The organism is Anaerobacillus sp. 63XJN7_4_ISO-PGPR-S23-413 (assembly GCF_056173725.1).
Map to the genome: position 1 here is coordinate 967202 of NZ_CM149688.1, position 19330 is coordinate 986531.

Sequence of the window (19330 nt, forward strand, 5' to 3'; positions counted from 1 at the left end):
AATAAAAAAACTCTGGCCAGCAACCAGAGTCAAATCACAAGGAATATGAATGTATTCATTATTCCTTGTAGACAAGCCATTTTCGGTAGCTGGTAGAAACGTTCAGGCCGTATTCCTGAACTTATACAAGGTTTATTTAGATGAAATTTATAACGAGAATCATAACAATGAAAAAAAGGAGGGTCAATCATTTTAATGAATGTTCCAGTATTCAATGTTTTCACACTTGTATTACAAATGTGTTAATGATTAGCGAAATGTTAAAAATTATGTAATTTGTAAGAATATGAAACAGTCAAGCTTTTTTTGTGGTAATGTAATAAAAAGACAAATGATAAGGGAGAGCGCTATGTTGCTACAAAGCCTTGAAGATGAAATTCATACGCTGCGAATGGTGCTTTATGATCTAGGACAAGAATCTGACGATTATTCAAGTGGGAAAATACTTCTCTTAAGTAAACGATTAGATGAGAAAATAGTGAAGTATCAAAAGCTGAAAAAATACACACGCAACCATTAAGCTTACATCATATAACAAAAAACAAGCTACCTCATCGAGAGGTAGCTTGTTTTTTGTTTACTTATTACTTATTCATGTAGCGGTCAACTTCCCACTGACTTACGTTAAGGGAGTATTCGATCCACTCTTTTTGTTTCTCTTCAATATATACTTTTGAAGTATGATCTCCTAATGCTTCCATAACTACCTTATCTTCACGAAGTGACTTGATTGCTTCTTTCAAGTTAGTTGGAAGTGTTGGAACGTCATCTGTGCTTACTTCATACAGGTTACGCGTTTCTGGTGCGCCAGCATCAAGATCATGACGAATACCTTCAAGTCCAGCATGGATAACAGCAGCTAGCGTTAGGTAAGGGTTAGCTGTTGGATCTGGGTTACGAATTTCAAAACGAGTACCCATGCCACGAGTTGTTGGTACGCGAATCATACAGCTTCGGTTAGAGTGAGACCATGCCACACTTACTGGTGCTTCATAACCAGGAACGAGACGCTTGTATGAGTTAACGTTTGGGTTCGTAATGGCAGCAAGACCATTTGCATGTGAAAGAATACCAGCCATAAATTGCTTCATTGTTTTAGAAATGCCCTCTGGATCGTTCTCATCATAAAATGCGCTTTCGCCTTCAGTGAAGAGGGAAAGGTGACAGTGCATACCAGAGCCGTTCTCACCTGCGATTGGCTTCGGCATGAAAGTAGCATGATAATCGTGACTTGTCGCAACATCTTTTACAACGTTTTTGAACGTCTGGATGTTATCAGCTGCTTTAATGACGCTATCGAAACGGAAGTTGATTTCATGCTGTCCCTGAGCTACTTCGTGGTGGGAAGCTTCCATTTCAAATCCAAATTTCTTAAGTGTACGGACGATGTCACGACGTACCTGGTCACCTTTATCTTTTGGTGAAGCATCAAAATAACCTGCGCGGTCATTCATCTTACGAATTGGATAACCGTCTTTATCTAGCTTGAAAAGGAAAAATTCTGGTTCAGGGCCAACGTTTACTGTATAACCCATATCCTCAGCTTCCTTCATCGCTCTTTTCAAAATGTAGCGTGGGTCCCCTTCGAAAGGTTCGCCGTCTGGTGTATGAATATCACAGATAAAGCGAGCGATACAATCCTGATCAACAGCGTCCGGTAGGACTTTGAATGTTTCAAGGTCAGGGAAGAGATACATATCACTTTCCTGAATATCAGAAAAACCTGCAATGGAAGAGCTGTCAAACATTGCTTCATTATTCATAACGCTTTCCAGTTCTTCAATTGGAAGTTCAACGTTTTTTGTTTCACCAAGCATGTCCGTAAATTCAAGACGAATAAATTCGACTTTCTTTTCTTTTGCTTCCTTCATGATGTCCTGTTGAATACTATTCTTTGTTAGTGTCATGGATTAAATAACCTCACCTTTAATTTTTTTGTTAGTGTCCATTCTAATGATATTTACAGATAATTGTGTTTTTATGTAAGGATTCCTAACATAAAAGTTAAAACACAACAATTTATTTGAATATGTCAGTAATAATAACCTTAGATAAGAGGGGATAAACCACTTTTTTTCTCACAAAAATTTCATAAAGAGACAGAAAGCGTATACAAAACCTTCTATGAAGCCATTTTGAAGAATTAAAATTGTTCGTTGATATCTAGACACATCTATTGAGAAGTGTTATCATTCTAAATGATAATGAATCTCAATATCACCAAAGGGGAGAGATACATATAATGAAAGTTACAAAAAAGAGGGTTACTTTTATCTTGATGCTTGCGCTCGTTCTTATGTTAGCAGCGTGTGGGAACGAGAATGAGAAAAGCGAATCAAGTGAAGGTGAGAAAACCAATGAGATGAAAACTTTTACGTTGCCTGATGGGCAAGAATTTGATATTCCAGCTAATCCTGAACGAATTGTTGCAACCGATTACGTTGGCTATTTCCTGGCGCTTGGAATTACTCCAGTAGGAGCTCCAGATCAATTTGTTCTTGATAATCCTTATTTTACAGAAGAACAAATTGCGGATATTGAAGATATTGGTACGCCGCCATCTGTTGAGAAAGTAACGTCGCTTGACCCGGATTTAATCGTTGTGACGGACCAAGAACAATACGATCTCCTTTCTAAAATTGCCCCAACTGTCCTAGTTCCATTCGGAGCATATGATTCACTAGATGAAGAAGTAACGGCTATGGGAGAAATCGCTGGTAAAGAAGACGCAGCGAAAGAGTGGATTGAACAGTTTGATGAAAAGGCAGCCGCAGCGCGTGAAGAACTAGACGGTGTGATTGGGGAAGACGAGACGGTTGGCATATACGAAGTACAAACAAAAGATTTCTATGTTTTTGGAGATAACTTTGGTCGTGGTGGTCAGGTCATCTACGACGCTCTTGAGTTAAAAGCACCTGAGAAGATTCAAAAAGAAGTGATTGAAGGAGACAACTGGAAACAGATTTCACTAGAGGTATTGCCTGAATATGCAGCGGATCATATGTTTTATACCGAGTATGCCGCTGAGGATAATCAAGATGTACTAAAGGAAACGAAGGAAAGTGCTCTTTGGCAGAACCTCGATGCTGTGAAGAATGGTCATCTCTATGAAATGAACTTTGAAGAAATGTATTACTATGATCCAATTGCAGTAGAAGGTCAGCTAGACCAAATCGTGAAAACATTTAAAGAAAACAATGAATAATGAAGAAATCCTGGTGCCTGGCACCGGGGTTCTTTACTACATAAAGCAAGGAGTTATCACATGTCAAAGAAAGTTGAGCCGACTGCAAAAATAGAAGATCAGCTAGCTGTTCAGTCGCGACCTGTTACGGCTATGCTTATTTTAGTTGCTGGTAGTGCGGCCCTCATTCTGAGTCTTGGACTATCAATCGCGCTTGGAGCAGCGGATATAAAGTTAATGACAGTGTGGCAGGCGATTTTTCAATTTGATCCAACCTCAACAGAACATTCGATCATTCGGGAATTTCGAATGCCGCGTTCAGTTGCAGACATATTAATTGGAGCAAGTTTTGCCGTTGCTGGTGCTATCATGCAAGGGGTAACGCGAAATCCTCTTGCTGACTCAGGGTTACTTGGTTTAAATGCAGGAGCAACTTTAATGATTGCGCTTAGCTTTGCCTTTTTCCCGGGTTTATCTTATAACAATTTGATGCTGTTTTCCTTTATTGGTGCTGGTATTGGGGCTGGACTAGTGTTTGGTATCGGTTCCTTATCAAGAAATGGTCTCTCGCCTGTCCGGCTTGTGCTTGCAGGGGCTGCTGTGAGTGCTCTCTTTACTGCCGTGAGTGAAGGAGTCGCCATTCATTTTCAGCTATCACAGGACCTTGCCTTTTGGTTTGCCGGAGGAACAGCTGGTTTGAAGTGGCCACAAATTCAGATTCTATTGCCGTGGATCATTGTAGCCCTCATAGTGGCGCTGTTTCTTTCCAAATCGATTTCGTTACTTAGTCTTGGAGAAGATGTTGCTGTTGGTCTAGGGCAACGTACGAAATTAATAAAAGCGCTAGCAGCAGTTGTTGTACTAGTGTTAGCAGGTGCTGCCGTGTCAGCTGTTGGTCCAATAGGGTTCGTGGGCCTAGTAATACCACATATAGCAAGATTTCTTGTTGGTGTTGATTATCGCTGGATTGTCCCATGCTCAGCCGTTCTTGGAGGACTCTTGATGATTGTTGCCGATATGGGAGCAAGAATGGTTAATGCGCCATACGAAACGCCAATCGGAGCGATATTTGCTCTTATCGGTGTTCCTTTCTTCCTCTTTGTAGCGAGACGTGAAGGGAGGGAGTTATAGTGGATCTAGATTCTTTATTTGACGCACAGCGGAAACGGAATCGCCGCCGGTATTTCATTATGGCGACTTTTCTCTTATTGATCGTTATCACCTTTTTAATTAGCTTGAATACAGGATTAACGAAATTAAGTCCTCTTGAAGTATTGAACACGCTAGTTGGAAATGGAACAGAGCAACAATCGTTGATTCTATTTGAATTTCGCTTACCCAGAATTGTGATTGCTGTTCTCGTCGGTGCTGGTCTTGCCATTTCAGGCTGTATCCTCCAAGGCATCTCCCGAAACGCCCTTGCAGATCCGGGGATCCTTGGAATCAATAGCGGAGCAGCCTTAATGGTCGTGATTTTCATTTCTTTCTTCCCAAAAACAACGGATGCACCCATTCTACTCATGCCGTTTCTTGCATTAATTGGTGGATGTGCAACGGCCATCATCATTTATGCCCTTTCTTATAGTAAAAGAGAAGGATTGATGCCCCAGCGGTTAATTCTAAATGGAATTGCCATCGCCGCGGGTATTGGTGCCCTTATTACAATCTTAACGCTGCGAATGGATCCATTCGATTACCAATTCATTGCCATTTGGCTTGCCGGTAAGATCTGGGGAACGACGTGGGTTCATGTTCTAACGTTACTGCCGTGGATTATCGTTTTATTTACGTTCATATTCTATAAAGCGAGGACGCTAGATGGATTAACTTTTGGTGAGAAGCTTGCGACCGGAATGGGTGTGAAAGTAGAGAAAGAGCGTTTCTTGCTCCTAGGTGCTTCTGTTGCCCTTGCATCTGCTTGCGTGTCAGTTAGTGGCGGAATTGGTTTCGTTGGTCTTGTTGGCCCACATCTTGCTCGACAGTTAGTCGGCAATGATCACCGATTCCTATTGCCGTTGTCGGCTCTTGCTGGTGGACTTGTCCTTTTAGTAGCTGATACGATTGGTCGAACGATTCTCGCACCATCTGAGATTCATGCCGGTATTATGGTTGCGATTATAGGAGCTCCATACTTTTTATATTTACTTGCTAGAGCAAAAGCTTAGGAGGCGAACGATGTGAAGAATGAAATATATGACGTGACGATCATTGGCGGAGGACCTATTGGCTTATTTACAGCTTTTTATAGCGGTATGCGCGAGCTTAAGACGAAAGTCATTGAATACCTTCCGCAAGTTGGTGGGAAAGTGACCTACTTCTATCCAGAGAAAATTCTACGAGATATTGGAGCAATTCCTGGCGTCTCCGGAGCTGATTTGATTAAGCAGCTTGAAGAACAGGCGAGCATATTTGATCCAACAATGGTGTTTGGGGAACGAGTAGACGATCTTGAGCGAGCAGAGGACGGAACCTATATCTTAACGAGTCATAATGGAGAAAAGCATTACACACGGACCGTTATTTTAGCGATAGGACATGGGACGCTTGGAGTGAAAAAGCTTCCAGTTGATGGCGCGGAGCATTTTGAAGGGAAGAACCTTTATTATGCCGTGGATCGTGTGGAAAGCTTCAGAGGTAAGCACGTTCTGATTTCTGGAGGAGGCGATTCGGCGATCGACTGGGCGAATCGGCTTGAACCAATTGCAGATAAAGTAACGATTGTTCATCGCAGAGAGGCTTTTAGTGGTCACGAAAGTAGTATCACAGAGATGAACAACTCGGAAACGCACATCAAATGTTCGTGCTACGTATCTGACGTGATTGGTAAGGAGCGTATTGATCAGGTTGTTCTTACTCATGTCGACACAGGTGAAAAAGAAGTAGTTGAAATCGATGCCCTCCTTGTTAATCATGGATTTAATCTCGACTTAGGCGGCATTCAAAATTGGGGAATGACGATGAACGAAGGAAAAGTCGTTACGGATGCAAAAATGGAAACGAGTATACCAGGTGTTTTCGCAGTAGGAGATATCGTCACATATCCCCATCGTTTAACGCTCATAGCAGGCGGTCTTGCGGAAGGACCTAAGGCGTTAAATAGCGCGAAAGCCTTTCTTGATCCTGAGGCTGAAACGATGGCGATGTATTCTACACACCATAAAGATTTTGTAGAAGTATAAGCGGAGGGAGTGAGTGTGGTGATTCAAACAGAAGATCTTAAAATCGGTTATCAGGAAAACATCATTGTAGATCAGCTGAATTTATCCATACCTGAAGGAGAGATTACGGCTCTTGTTGGAGCGAATGGATCAGGAAAGTCGACCATTCTCAAAACGCTATCTCGATTAATGAAGCCAAAAAGTGGAACGGTTTACCTTGATGGACGTGCCATTCATGAGCAGAAAACGCGCGACCTTGCGAAGGAGTTAGCGATCCTTCCTCAAAACCCCACGGCACCAGAAGGGCTAACGGTTCTAGAACTTGTCACATACGGGCGCTTTCCACATCAGAAAGGACTAAAAGCTCTTACGATAGAAGATAAAGAAAAAATTGCCTGGGCGATCGAAATGACGGGCATCGGAGAGTTTGCCAACCGTCCGATTGACCAGCTTTCTGGTGGTCAGCGCCAGCGCGCCTGGATTGCGATGGCGCTCGCTCAGGATACGAAGATTCTTTTTCTAGATGAGCCAACCACTTTTCTCGATATGGCCCACCAGCTTGAAGTGCTTGAGCTTCTTCAAAAGTTAAATATTCAAGAAAACCGGACGATTGTCATGGTCGTTCATGATCTAAATCATGCCAGCCGCTACGCTGGTCATATGGTGGCGATCAAAAAAGGGAAAGTGAAGAAAACGGGCACTCCGCTTGAAGTGATGAAATCTGATGTATTAGAAGATGTGTTTGGTGTTCGAAGTGATATCATTTACGATCCTCGTTCTGGCCAACCGCTTTGTTTACCTTATGGATTATGTAACGAACTAAGTTATGCTGCTGTGAATGAATGAGCCTGTCCTATTATGGGGCAGGTTTTTTTGATGAGAGACGGAAGGTTATTCTGATAAGAAGGATCAGTTTCTTGTCTGGCGAATGCCTATAGTCATGGAGTTGGGCTGGGGAATACTTTGGTTTCATTATCCATTATTTTTATTCACCGGAGGGATATTCTTGATTAAAGAAATGAAAACGAAGGAACAGTGGCTTGATGTCTATCAGATTATGAAGGAGCTTAGGTCGCATTTGGATGAGAAAGAGTATCTCGCTTTAGTGGAAGAAGCTCAACGTAAGGATATGTACCGACTTTTCGCTCTTTACGAAGGAAAAGAAATCGTCGCGGTGACTGGATTCAAGCCGATGATTACACTTTACTACGGACGGTTTGTTTGGGTATGTGATCTTGTCACTAGTGAACAACATCGTTCGAAAGGGCACGGTGAAAAGCTGCTATCGTTTGTTGAAGAGTGGGCAATTGAAAGTGGGTATGGTGCAGTGGCTCTTTCTTCAGGCATTGCTAAAAAAGAGGCTCATCGCTTTTATCAAGAAAAGATGTCGTATGATCAGGTAAGCTATGTGTTTAAAAAGGTATTGAAGTCATAAACTCAGATCTTAGTAGATTTGTTTCACTGAATGCTATACTTGGTTATAAGACTAATGAAGGATGTGGCAAAGACGTGAGAAGACTAGGACAGACAAATTATGAGATTTCTCCGATCGGCCTCGGAACGTGGCAATTTAGTCAAGGGAGCGGCTTAATTGGAAGCTATTTCTCTACGATTTCTGAAGCCGATATGGACGCAATTGTGAAAATGAGCTTAGACGGCGGGATTAACTGGTTCGATACAGCGGAAGCTTACGGAAAGGGAAAGTCAGAAGAAGCCCTTGCTGGAGCGTTAAATCGTCTTGAAATAAAAGAAGAAGATGCGCTCATCGCGACTAAATGGTGGCCGCTTTTGCGTACAGCAGGATCGATTACAGGAACGATTCAAAAACGAAAAGACGCATTAAAGGGTCGGCGTATTGACCTTTATCAAGTGCACCAACCGTTTTCCTTCTCCTCGCCAGAAAAGGAGATGAATCAAATGGCCTCGCTCGTGAAAGAGGGTCATATTGGCGCTGTTGGTGTAAGTAACTTCAATCGCGATAAAATGGATCGTGCGATTCAAGAGTTGAACCGTCACGAAGCAAGCCTTGCTTCTAACCAGATGAAGTATAGCTTACTCGATAGAAGAATTGAGACAAACGGTGTACTCGATCTTGCGAAGCAGCACGGAGTAACAATCATTGCCTATTCTCCACTTGAACAGGGGATTTTAACTGGAAAATTCCATGATCATCCCGACTTAGCAGCAAACCTTTCTGGACCGAGAAAGCATATGTCTCAGTTCAAACCACAGGGATTAGCTAGAACGCTGCCACTTATTAATGTGTTAAAAGAGATTGGGAATGCTTATGGCGTGGGAGCAGGACAGGTGGCATTAAACTGGCTTGTTCATTTCCATGGAGACACGGTTGTAGCCATCCCAGGAGCTTCGAAATTAAAGCATGCAGAAGATAATGTGAAAGTGTTAGGATTTAAGCTGACACAAGACGAGATGAAGAAAATTGATGAAGAGTCAAGAAAAGTTGCGAAGATGTAATGGAAAGTATGTGTTCTAGCCCGCTCACTTTTATTTTGAGAGCGGGCTATATTTTTAGCATGCTTGTTCTGAAACTAGAGTTACCCTAGTAACGTAAGTAATGAAAAGGGGGGAGTTAAATGACTGATCGTCCGATAATTAAAATTGAAAAGTCGATACTTCAGAAACTGTTTGATATAGCTGGATTGGTTTTCTTATGTCTTTCTCTTGGTTATCTTTTGTTAAATTGGTCAGGTCTCCCATCAGAAGTTCCCATTCATTTTGATGTAGCGGGTCAAGCAGATCATTGGGGAAGTAAACTGGTGCTGTTCTTTCTACCTATTTTTGGCATTTTACTGTGGGGTGGATTATCTATGTTAGAGCGCTATCCGCACGTATTTAATTATGTAGTTCACATTACAAAAGGCAATGCTGAGCTACAGTATCGAACGGCAGTTGCTCTTATTCATTTTTTAAAGAACACAATCGCTCTCATGTTTTCAGTTATAACAATCGAAACCATATCAATGGCAAATGGTTCACAGGTTGGCTTAACACCATGGATTCTTCCTGTATTCCTCACGCTTATATTTGGCTCAATTATCATATGTATCATTCAATCAATTAGGTGGAGGTAAAGGGGAAAGTTCCCATCTGATTTGGAGTGAACGAAATGAAGCGTATACATATGAAGAAGAGCAATAATTATGTGGTTTATAATAGAAATTCCAAAAAAAATCTGCAGAAATTGAGCTTCCGTGTATGGTATAGTGGAGGAGAAGTTTAAACTAAATACATATGTAAATGCTTCATACACAGTTGTATTGTGAATGGAACATTCGTGGGATAAACGAAAGATAAAGGAGCTACGCTATGCTACGCCATGAAGAAGATGTGAAAGTGTTCGCTTTGAACTCAAATCCGGAGTTGGCTCAAGAAATTGTAGAGACACTTGGGGTTAAAGTTGGAAATTGTTCCGTTAAACGCTTTAGTGACGGTGAAATCCACATGAACGTTGAGGAAAGCATCCGTGGTTGCGATACATACCTTGTACAATCGATCGCAGGCTCAGGAAACGACTATTTGATGGAGCTCTTGATTATGATTGATGCATTAAAACGAGCATCAGCTAAAACCATTAATGTTGTGCTACCGTATTATGGATATGCAAGACAGGATCGAAAGACGGGACCAAGACAGCCGATCACAGCAAAATTGATTGCCAATATGCTAGAACGTTCGGGCGCAACGCGCGTGTTAACAATTGATTTGCATGCCAATCAAATTGAAGGATTTTTCAATATCCCAGTTGACCAAGTTTCTGGTATTCCAATCCTTGCTGAATATTTTGAGAACAAAAATTTAGAAAATGTTGTTGTTGTGGCACCCGACAATAGCAGTGCGCTTCGTGCACGTAAATTAGGGTCAATGCTAGACGCGCCAATCGCTTTGATTGATCGTCGCTCTTATGACACAGGAGAACCATCCACTGTGAATGTTATTGGTGATGTTCAAGGGAAAACAGCGATTATTATTGATGATATGATTGATACTGGTAGAAACGTTACGTTTACGTCACGCATTCTTGAAGAGAACGGTGTGAAAGACGTCTACGCGACATTTACCCACGCTGTTCTTTCTGGTCACGCAACGGAAGAAATTGCTGAATCGAACATTAAAGAAGTGGTTGTAACGAATACCATCTCTCTTCCAGATTCAGAAGATCTTGATAAAATTAAAGTCCTATCGATTGCTCCGCTACTTGCTGAAGCGATTCGAATCGTTCAGGAAAAGCTTTCGATTAGTCAAATACGCTAACATGATGAAGGGAACTGATGACTCAGTTCTCTTTTTTTATATGGAATTGTTAATGAATGTTGTTGATTGTGGTCATCAGAGAGCTGAAAGGCGAGTGAAACTATAATTTCACTCGAATGAGCCAAAATCGAGGTATCAACAATATAAGCTAACATAGCTATTTTGTTGCGGCATTTCGAATAAGGGGTAACTCAGGATTGCGAGTCACTCCCGTCATCGACTTGTATTAAACTTGCCTGAATGATGTAACGATCTGGTGCGGAGCCGAGGTAATCAAACGGATAGCACGTGGTGAGTGTGAGAGTGGGGGAATTCTTATCCACAATAACGCTACGATCATGCTCGTCTGTAATCCACGTTTTGCGGATTTGATATTCATATGTTGTATCGTCTAATGTGAGGTAAAGACGATCACCTTTTTTTAGTTGATCAAGGCCGTCAAAAACGGTATCGCGGTGTCCTGCAAGTGCAGTGTGGCCTGCTTGACTTGGTAAAGTTGTGAAATCTGTGTCATACATACCAACTCCCTGTTTCAACGTTTGTTCATCGGTTCCCCAATAGATCGGGTAGAGATATCCTAATTGAGGGATTGTTAATTCACCGATTTTTTCCCCTGTTTTCGCATGAAATGCTTCACTTGATGGTGTAGCATCACTTGTCTGAATCACTTCTCGATTAACTGTCTTTTGATAACCAGTTTCCTCCCAATTCCTTGAAATGGCCTGAGCTTTTTCAGGTTGAAAGGTTGTGACACTCTTCTGACTCCACCATTCATATCCGCTCCAGCCGGTTAAAATCAGACCGATTAAAATGAGTAGAATACTGAGCTTGTTTACCACCATTGATCACCTTCTTTAGAAATCGAGATAGGCGTTCGCCTATCTCGATGGGATGGTATGTGCATTAAGAGTGGACGCGTCTTTTTAATAGTAGAAGAGAGCCGAATGCTGCGATAGCAAGTCCAAGCAACATATAAACAGGATAGCTAGTTGCTGTATCGGCCATTTCAGCGCCTTCGCTGTCAGCTGCTTCTGAGCTTTCTTCACTAGTCATTTCTTCATCGGAAGATTCGCCGCCTGATGTTGCTTCTTCATCAGATGAAGTAGATCCACTATAGGAATGAGTTTCACAAGCTTCTCCATCATTGTCACGGTCAAGGCCGCTTGGGTCCGCATCAGGGTCATTGCTTTCATAATAATTTTGCGCTTCTTCTTGAGAAGAGAAGTCATCACAATTCTTATCATCCGCTGCATACCCTACGTTCGTAAATCCAAATACCAATAAGAAAGTTGCTAACAAAGAAACGAGTTTTTTCATCTTCTTCCTCCCCGGATTAAGTATTTTTTTGCCATCCCTTGTTATATGGTAACAGTTTCCAGTGGATAGTTCATGTAATATGTCAGAATAAATAGAATAAAGAGAATATTTTACTACGGTTAGAAAATGAGTTTCAATAATGAGGGAATACCTGGGGAATTTAATTCTTCCAGTGATTAAGTGATCTATGCTGATCTTTTTTCCGTTAGCTTTGTATAAAGAGAAACTTCTCTAGGCAGGGAAATTAGGCCGAAAAGGAGATGGATCGAGTGAAGAGACTATCACTTACTATAGGGATTACCTGTTTGTTAGCGCTAGGCGCATGTTCAGGAGCTGGGGATGAGGCTGGCGGAGGAAATGACGCCACTAATTCTAGTGAAGAGGCGAGCCAATCTAGTATGAACAGTGAAGAGGCTGGTAGTATGTCGAAGAATGAGGAGACTGAGTCTTCAGAAGAAGAACAAATGGATGAGTCTTCCTTTAAGGTTATGATCTCTGAAGAGAAGACAGATGAGCACGAAGGTCATGGTGCACACGTTAGCATCTCTCTTGAGAATGATGAGATGAATCCAGGTGTTCTGATGACAACAATTACTGAAGAGGAAGAGCTCCTTACAGAAGCTAATGTGCGTTTTGAATACTGGAAAGAAGGAGGGGAAAAGCATACCTACACAGAAACAGAAGAGAACGGTGAAGGTATGTATGAGGGGACATCAGAAATCTCCGATCCAGGAACGTACAAGCTGAAAGTTCATGTTGAGAAGGGGGAAGAGCTTCATACACATAAACCTTATGTGCTTGAAGTCACGGAGAAATAAGTGTGGAACGGAAAAGGCGCAGTGGAGAAAATCCACTGCGCTTTTTTCGACATTTATTGAGTTTATTCGGGCGGTGACAGGCACCATTATCCCTTCAATACTTGATCTATAGCGTAAGCAACGCCGTGCTCAGTATAGTCTTTAGTCACCCAGTTTGCGGCTTCTTTGACGCGGTCTTGAGCGTTACCCATTGCGACACCAAAGCCAGCTTCGCGTATCATCGCAATGTCATTCATGCTATCGCCAACGGCCATGACATTCTCCATTGAAAGGTCAAGCCAGTCGCAAACTTTCATGAGTGCTGCAGCTTTATTAACGCCAGATGGATTGATTTCAAGGTTTGTTGGGCTTGAATTCGTTACTTCAAACGCCTCATTCGCTGTGACTTCATCAGTAATGATTTTGCGAATATCATCGTCTTTAATATCAAAGCCAAATTTCAACCATGTGTAGTCATTGATTTCTCGGTCAAACGGCTTTTGTGTATTAAATACGCCTTCTGTTGTAGATGACCAGAAATACACATCATGCTTCACTTTTAGTTCCCACAAACGTTCAACAAGTTCATAATCCAGGTGAGAGCTATCAACTAGGTTTAGTTCTTTATCAAAAATCTGTCCGCCGTTTACTGTAACTAAGTAAGCGGAGTGTCCAAGTTGTTCTGCGATATCTCGGCAGAAAGGCAGTGAGCGTCCCGTGCTTAACACGACGTGAATGCCTTTCTCTTTCGCGCGCTGAACAGCCGCTTCATTTTCTTCTGACACGTCTCCGTCATGATTGACAAGAGTGCCATCCATATCTAATGCAATTAGTTTGATTTCTTTTTCCATCTCTACCACTCCTATTTTTCGCTATCTCTATTTTAATACACTTTTTTGTCGAACTGTAGTCGTGATCCCTAAGACCTGATATTGCATTTAACGATTATAACATGATTGTGCCTAAGAGGTTAGAAAGCAGGGATATTAAAGCTTTATCTCATTTGTTAGGAGGGTGCGTAGCCATAATCTCGTTTTTTAATCTGAAAATAGATGAAAAATTTTAAATTTTTACAACGTATTTCTACAAAAAAACCTATAACTAATTTCCAAAAATAAGTTTTATCGTTTCTTTTTCGAGGAACTGAAAAAGTGGACTGTTCGTATCACCAATTTGGTGAAGCAGCTGCCTCATTAGCTGAGGAATCATAAAAACCAAAGAGGTGAAAGAAATGAATCCTGAACAAATTGGATTCGCGTTGTTGTATATCGGTGTTTTTCTTCTAATAGGGAAGATCATTCGTTTGAAAGTAAAGGTCTTACAGAACTTATTCCTACCTTCCTCCATTATCGGTGGATTTATCGCATTGCTTCTCGGGCCACAAGTGCTTGGGAAAATTATGCTGAACTTCGTTTCTGAAGATCATTTTCTCGCAAATGGAATTATGACGGGCACAATTATAGAAGTATGGTCAGCATTACCAGGTTTAATGATTAATGTTGTCTTTGCATCACTATTTCTTGGAGCAACAATGCCAAAGCTCCGAGATATTTGGACATTCGGTGGTCCACAACTAGCATTCGGTTGGGCGATTGGCTGGGGACAATATGTGATCGGTTTACTCGTCGCCATTCTAATCTTAACCCCATTCTTCGATATACCGGCTATGGCTGGGGCGCTGATTGAAGTAGCGTTCGAAGGTGGTCACGGTACGGCTGCAGGTATGGCAAGTACATTTGAAGAGCTCGGATTTGAAGAAGCATTTGACCTCGCTATCGGTCTTGCGACGGTAGGTGTGCTTTCAGGTGTTATCTTCGGTATTATTCTAATTAACTGGGCCGTTCGTAGAGGTAAAACCAAAGTGATCAAAGACGTGAATGGCTTCTCTGATCTACGTAAGCAGGGCATTATGGAGTATCAAAATCGTGAACCAGCGGGTAAAATGACGACTCGCCCTGAATCAATTGAACCTCTATCGTTTCACTTATCAATTGTGATGCTTGCGATTCTGATCGGTTGGTTAATTCTTCAGGGGTTAATTGGTCTAGAAAGTATTACGATTACAAATTGGACAGGCTCAAGCTTCATGAAGTATATACCTCTATTCCCGATCGCGATGTTCGGTGGTATTATTCTTCAAGTCTTCTTCAGCAAGAAAGATAAATACAATCTTGTTGATCGTCGTATGATCAATCGTATTCAAGGACTTGCGCTTGATGTGTTAATCATCACAGCCATCGCAACAGTTTCCCTTGATGTCATTGGTGAGTATCTCGTGCCATTCTTAATATTGGCTGTAGCAGGAATTTCATGGAACTTATTTGGTTTCCTTACCCTTGCTCCAAAAATCATTCCAGACTACTGGTTTGAACGAGGTATCGGTGATTTCGGTCAATCAATGGGTGTTACAGCAACAGGATTGCTACTAATGCGCATCGTTGACCCTGATAATGAATCTCCAGCATTTGAAGCATTTGGTTACAAGCAGCTCGTCTATGAGCCGTTCCTTGGCGGTGGGCTAGTAACGGCGCTATCTGTACCATTCATCGTTCAATTTGGTGCGGTAGCTGGCCTGATTTTCTCGATCATTATGGTGATCGTAGGGATCTTATCAGGTATCTTCTATTTTGGTAAAGGAAAGCATATTAAGAATAAATAAAAGTAAGCGCCATTCCTATTTTTGGGAATGGCGTTTTTTTCGTGAGAAAAGTGAGGAACAGTTGGGATCGTGTGAACCTTATGAAACGATCTCCCTTTTGAGAAATGAAGTTCTAGTAAATTAGAAACTTTTCCCTAATTGCGATATAATTAACAGAATATATCGAATTTGCAACATATCATTTAAACTCTCCCAAAGGAGGCATCATTGCATATGGTCACTTCCCATAATCGCCTTCAACCAATAACCGTAACCCCACCTTCGCTCCAAGATATTTGGATCGCTAAGAAGCGCATTGCATCATTTATTAAAACAACCCCTCTCGTTCAATCAGAAAGACTTTCAAGTATAAGTGATACAGCGGCTTATCTTAAATTAGAGAACCTTCAGGAAACGGGTTCGTTTAAATTGCGGGGAGCAGCCAATAAGATTCTGAGTTTGTCAGAGGAAGAACGGAAGAAAGGTGTTACGACGTTCTCTACCGGTAATCACGGATTAGCGGTGGCTTATGTAGCAAGGCTGCTTGGAGTGAAGGCACATATTTGCATTTCGAATCGCGTTCCTATAAATAAAGTGAAGAAGCTTAGTGAGATGGGAGCGGAAGTTCGACAAGCTGGTCAAAATCAAGATGATGCTGAGGCGTTTAGCTATGAACTGCGAGATCGGGAAGGGATGACGGTTATTAAACCATTCGATGATCCTGAAGTCATCGCTGGACAAGGCACGATTGCACTTGAACTACTTGAAGAACTTCCGAACCTCGATACGTGCGTGATCCCTTTGTCAGGAGGAGGCCTTCTATCAGGAATTGCACTCGGATTGAAAGCGACGAATCCGAACATTCAGATAATCGGAGTTTCAATGAAGCGTGCAGCTGTGATGTACGAAAGTATTTGCGCGAATCGTCCCGTGATTATACCTGAAGAAAGAACGCTAGCTGATAGTTTACTAGGTGGGATAGGGACGGATAATCGATACACGTTCACGATGGTGAAGAATTACGTGGATGATATCGTGTTGCTTTCAGAAGAAGAGATTGCGCGTGGCATGTCCTTTCTATTCCGACACCATCAGATTGGAGTTGAAGGAGCTGCAGCAACAGCTGTTTCAGTCCTTTTACATAAAAAAACGAGAAAAATAGGGTTGAGAACAGCGGCGCTTGTAAGCGGGAGTAATGTGGATGTTGACCGTTTGCTTGAGATCATTTCCGCACACAAGGATGATGAAGATGGCTGTTAATCTTTGGGAAATCACAACGTTACCAATGCTTGCGGATGCAAGAGTCCTTTCTGGAAAGTCTCATCTCGAACAAAAACAAGTCGAGTGGGTCTCAGTAATTGAAACACCTGTTGAAAATTTTGTGCGTCAGCATGAGTTCGTTCTTTCCACTGGCGTGGGTCTTGGCAACGATTCAGATGCTTTGCTTCGTTTTGTCCAGGATGTTTATGAATCAGGCGCTTCAGCCCTTGCCCTTGCAACAGGTCGACATTTATATGATATTCCAAAACGAGTGATTTCCTTCGCAGAACAGAGGGGTTTTGTTCTTGTTGAAATGACCTGGGAAATTCGGTTTTCCGATGTGATTCATTCTTGTATGGAGAAAATTAATCACTATCAGCAGGAAGAGCTGAAGCGATCAGAAGAGGTACAGCAACGTCTCTTAGAAATGGTTCTTCAAGGCGGGAGCTTTTCAGATATAGCTCGTTATGTTCATAAACATCTCGGCTCTCCTGTCCTGATCACTGACCCTTTAGGAAGAGTGAAAGGCAAAGCAGGGTGTACCACTGAACATGTTATTCATTGGCAACGCCACTGTGAGTGCCATGTGACCGTTGTTCATGATGGAAATCTTCATCCTCTTCATAAAAAAATGGAGAAAATCGTCATTGGTGATACTCCTGGACTGTTGATGAGAATTCAGTCTGCAGGTAAGGAACAGGGTCAAATGGTGATATTTTCCGTTAATCATCAGAACAATTTGGATACGAATCTTCTTGAGCATGCCACAACTGCTGCGGCCCTTTCTTTTCTAAAAGATAGCGCGATTGAAGAGACGGAAATACGATTAAAGGATGATTTTATTCTTAGTTTAGCAAATGGAGAATTTGTATCGAAAGAGCGTCTTCTTTCAAGAGGAAAACTCCTCGGATATAACCTCACGCTACCCTATGTTTGTGTTGTAGGGGAACTTGATAATCTTGAGGAGCTATTCAGAAAAAATCAAGATGGATTTGCTTCTTACCAACACTGGTTTGAAAGTATGATCTATTATGTGAGCGAGGAAATTCTTCTTGCTGGAGAAACGATTCAGAAGAGAGTTCTGACAACCGTTCAAGAATCGAAGCTACTTATCTTTCTAGAAACGACCCCTGGAACGAATGAACTTGTGAATCAATACCTCGACTTATTGGAGAGGAGGTTGAGCCGATTGCTTCCGGGGGTCTTGCTTACTTGGGGGATCGGGCAGCATGGTGATGGCATGATTGTTTTCGAAGACAGCTACAGTAAAGCATGCGTAGCTCTAGAACTTGGAAGAAAACAAAAAGGCGCGGGCAGTCGAATTGATTATGAAGATACGAAAATCAATCGTTTGTTGCAACGTCTCTCGTATGATAAGGATGTGCAGGAGGTTACGATGTCAACGATCACCCCGCTCGTTGATTACGATGAGAAGCGAAAGATGGATCTTATCGGTACGTTCACTGCCTATCATTTAAATAATGGGAACGTAAGTCAAACCGCTCGAAAGCTCAATCTTCATAGGCAGTCTCTTCTGTATCGACTAAGAAAAATTGAATCGTTGACAAGGCTATCTTTAGTGAATCCTGATGACGTGTTTTTACTTGATTTAAGCATCAAAATTTGGTCGGTTGGGTTAAGAGATTCCGACGTTTTAAAGGAGGGACGCTTTTGACTTCAACGGAATTAAGTCATGATCATTTGAAGCTGAATGAATTAAGCTATATTAAGATAAATGCGCTTCTCCTACTAGCTATTCTTCCGTTATCAATTATTGGATACTTTCTAGCGGTATCGAACGAATCGTTGTTTTTTGTTTACGAATGGTCCCTTGTCGTCCTACTTTCTTGTACTTTCCTATTGTCGATTGTTACTGCATTGGTGTACAAAAGTTCCTTACTATGGCTATCATTCTCTTTTTTAGCTTTCATTCTTCAGTTTGCAGTGTTCTGTCTGTTTATAGGCCCTTATACATTTTATCCGCTGTTCTTTGCTTACTATGCAATGGCTACTATTTCGTTTATTGTTTCGATTATCACTTTTAAAAAAGGTCTACCTTATAGGTTTATTACGGTGATTTTCATGATTGTAACGGTCATTATGACATTTTATATGATTCTATTGCACAGTCTATGGGGAGTGAACTGGATTTAGGAGCTGTCTTATTTGAACATACTTTAAACGTAATGGAGGCGAATGAGTGATGGCGACTGCGAAAGGCAAATTACTTCAGGAGTTTAACGAAGCATTTATACGAGGGAATAAGGAAATTGTTTTAAATAGTGTGACAGATGATATTAAGTGGAATATGGTAGGCGAAGATGAAATTAGTGGAATAGATGCATTCGAGAGAGCGTTTCAGGAGATGCCTCGAGAAGGAAAGATTGAATTAACCATTAAGACGATTATTACGCATGGCATCACTGCCGCTGTCGAAGGAACAATTCATACAACGAATGACTTAGAAGAGAAGAAAGTCTATGCTTTCTGTGAAACCTATCGATTTAATAAGTTCAAGGATGGAAGAATTAAAGAAATAACAACTTATATTATTGAAGTAAAATCGTAATGTTCAGAAGGTGGTACCCGGGTGGGGGTACTGCCTTTTTTGTTTACAAGAGAACTCTCATGATTAAAATTGTCTAAACCGAAAAGGTAAACTTCATACAATTTAGCGGATGTCTTAAAAACCTCCTGTTAGGTA

Annotated in this window: 20 protein-coding genes and 1 riboswitch; of the genes, 16 read left to right on the forward strand and 4 right to left on the reverse strand. The window is 41.6% G+C overall.

The window, feature by feature from the left end:
• Nucleotides 1-48: 48 nt before the first annotated feature.
• Nucleotides 49-149, reverse strand: a riboswitch (purine riboswitch).
• A gap of 200 nt (nt 150-349) precedes the next feature.
• Complete coding sequence (locus AC0VYO_RS05280) at nt 350-520, forward strand: aspartyl-phosphate phosphatase Spo0E family protein (RefSeq protein WP_475368563.1); 171 nt, start codon at nt 350-352, stop codon at nt 518-520.
• Between the two features lie 64 nt (nt 521-584).
• On the opposite strand, the gene glnA is transcribed toward AC0VYO_RS05280, so the two are convergent.
• Nucleotides 585-1907 (reverse strand): type I glutamate--ammonia ligase, encoded by a 1323-nt coding sequence (gene glnA, locus AC0VYO_RS05285; protein WP_430245722.1) that lies wholly within the window; start codon nt 1905-1907, stop codon nt 585-587.
• 335 nt (nt 1908-2242) lie between these two features.
• Here glnA and AC0VYO_RS05290 point away from each other — a divergent pair, with 335 nt between their 5' ends.
• From AC0VYO_RS05290 to AC0VYO_RS05330, 9 genes are all read left to right on the forward strand, one after another.
• Nucleotides 2243-3205 carry an iron-hydroxamate ABC transporter substrate-binding protein gene (locus AC0VYO_RS05290; protein WP_475368564.1) on the forward strand — a complete coding sequence of 321 codons (963 nt, stop codon included), beginning with the start codon at nt 2243-2245 and terminating at the stop codon, nt 3203-3205.
• Between the two features lie 60 nt (nt 3206-3265).
• Nucleotides 3266-4315: a FecCD family ABC transporter permease gene (locus tag AC0VYO_RS05295; RefSeq protein WP_430245726.1), complete on the forward strand. Its 1050-nt coding sequence runs from the start codon at nt 3266-3268 to the stop codon at nt 4313-4315.
• A complete protein-coding gene (locus AC0VYO_RS05300; RefSeq protein ID WP_475366784.1) occupies nt 4315-5349 on the forward strand; it encodes a FecCD family ABC transporter permease in 1035 nt (344 codons plus the stop codon). The genes AC0VYO_RS05295 and AC0VYO_RS05300 overlap by 1 nt, the downstream gene beginning before the upstream one ends.
• Before the next feature lie 12 nt (nt 5350-5361).
• On the forward strand, nt 5362-6363 hold the full coding sequence (locus AC0VYO_RS05305; RefSeq protein ID WP_475368565.1) for an NAD(P)/FAD-dependent oxidoreductase: 1002 nt from the start codon (nt 5362-5364) through the stop codon (nt 6361-6363).
• A 15-nt stretch (nt 6364-6378) separates the two neighbouring features.
• The gene (locus AC0VYO_RS05310; RefSeq protein ID WP_430245729.1) at nt 6379-7188 is read left to right on the forward strand and encodes an ABC transporter ATP-binding protein; all 810 of its coding nucleotides are present in this window, start codon (nt 6379-6381) and stop codon (nt 7186-7188) included.
• A 172-nt stretch (nt 7189-7360) separates the two neighbouring features.
• Nucleotides 7361-7777, forward strand: coding sequence for a GNAT family N-acetyltransferase (locus AC0VYO_RS05315; protein WP_475369043.1), 417 nt, complete (start codon nt 7361-7363; stop codon nt 7775-7777).
• Between the two features lie 74 nt (nt 7778-7851).
• Entirely contained in the window at nt 7852-8817 is a 966-nt protein-coding gene (locus tag AC0VYO_RS05320) for an aldo/keto reductase (protein ID WP_430245735.1), read from the forward strand.
• A 119-nt stretch (nt 8818-8936) separates the two neighbouring features.
• The gene (locus AC0VYO_RS05325; protein WP_475366788.1) at nt 8937-9434 is read left to right on the forward strand and encodes an SdpI family protein; all 498 of its coding nucleotides are present in this window, start codon (nt 8937-8939) and stop codon (nt 9432-9434) included.
• Between the two features lie 235 nt (nt 9435-9669).
• Nucleotides 9670-10614 (forward strand): ribose-phosphate diphosphokinase, encoded by a 945-nt coding sequence (locus tag AC0VYO_RS05330; RefSeq protein WP_194220564.1) that lies wholly within the window; start codon nt 9670-9672, stop codon nt 10612-10614.
• Between the two features lie 191 nt (nt 10615-10805).
• Here the strand turns inward: AC0VYO_RS05330 and AC0VYO_RS05335 are convergent, their stop codons facing one another.
• Nucleotides 10806-11456 (reverse strand): class D sortase, encoded by a 651-nt coding sequence (locus AC0VYO_RS05335; protein ID WP_475366789.1) that lies wholly within the window; start codon nt 11454-11456, stop codon nt 10806-10808.
• Nucleotides 11457-11517: 61 nt separating this feature from the next.
• Nucleotides 11518-11931, reverse strand: a complete 414-nt coding sequence (locus tag AC0VYO_RS05340) for an excalibur calcium-binding domain-containing protein (protein ID WP_303530082.1) — start codon at nt 11929-11931, stop codon at nt 11518-11520.
• A 269-nt stretch (nt 11932-12200) separates the two neighbouring features.
• Between AC0VYO_RS05340 and AC0VYO_RS05345 the strand changes: the two genes are divergently transcribed.
• Complete coding sequence (locus tag AC0VYO_RS05345) at nt 12201-12749, forward strand: FixH family protein (RefSeq protein ID WP_475368566.1); 549 nt, start codon at nt 12201-12203, stop codon at nt 12747-12749.
• An 86-nt stretch (nt 12750-12835) separates the two neighbouring features.
• Here AC0VYO_RS05345 and AC0VYO_RS05350 read toward each other — a convergent pair whose 3' ends face one another.
• A complete protein-coding gene (locus AC0VYO_RS05350; protein WP_371018191.1) occupies nt 12836-13594 on the reverse strand; it encodes a Cof-type HAD-IIB family hydrolase in 759 nt (252 codons plus the stop codon).
• A 365-nt stretch (nt 13595-13959) separates the two neighbouring features.
• Between AC0VYO_RS05350 and AC0VYO_RS05355 the strand changes: the two genes are divergently transcribed.
• The 5 genes from AC0VYO_RS05355 (at nt 13960) to AC0VYO_RS05375 (ending at nt 19195) form a co-directional block, all read left to right on the forward strand.
• Nucleotides 13960-15387, forward strand: coding sequence for a sodium/glutamate symporter (locus AC0VYO_RS05355; protein WP_430244659.1), 1428 nt, complete (start codon nt 13960-13962; stop codon nt 15385-15387).
• Between the two features lie 213 nt (nt 15388-15600).
• A complete protein-coding gene (locus tag AC0VYO_RS05360) occupies nt 15601-16626 on the forward strand; it encodes a pyridoxal-phosphate dependent enzyme (protein WP_475368567.1) in 1026 nt (341 codons plus the stop codon).
• Nucleotides 16616-18301: a PucR family transcriptional regulator gene (locus AC0VYO_RS05365; protein ID WP_475368568.1), complete on the forward strand. Its 1686-nt coding sequence runs from the start codon at nt 16616-16618 to the stop codon at nt 18299-18301. Before AC0VYO_RS05360 ends, AC0VYO_RS05365 begins: the two co-directional genes overlap by 11 nt.
• Nucleotides 18298-18780 (forward strand): hypothetical protein, encoded by a 483-nt coding sequence (locus AC0VYO_RS05370; RefSeq protein ID WP_430244650.1) that lies wholly within the window; start codon nt 18298-18300, stop codon nt 18778-18780. Before AC0VYO_RS05365 ends, AC0VYO_RS05370 begins: the two co-directional genes overlap by 4 nt.
• A 49-nt stretch (nt 18781-18829) precedes the next feature.
• Entirely contained in the window at nt 18830-19195 is a 366-nt protein-coding gene (locus tag AC0VYO_RS05375) for a nuclear transport factor 2 family protein (protein ID WP_475366793.1), read from the forward strand.
• Nucleotides 19196-19330 lie beyond the last annotated feature (135 nt).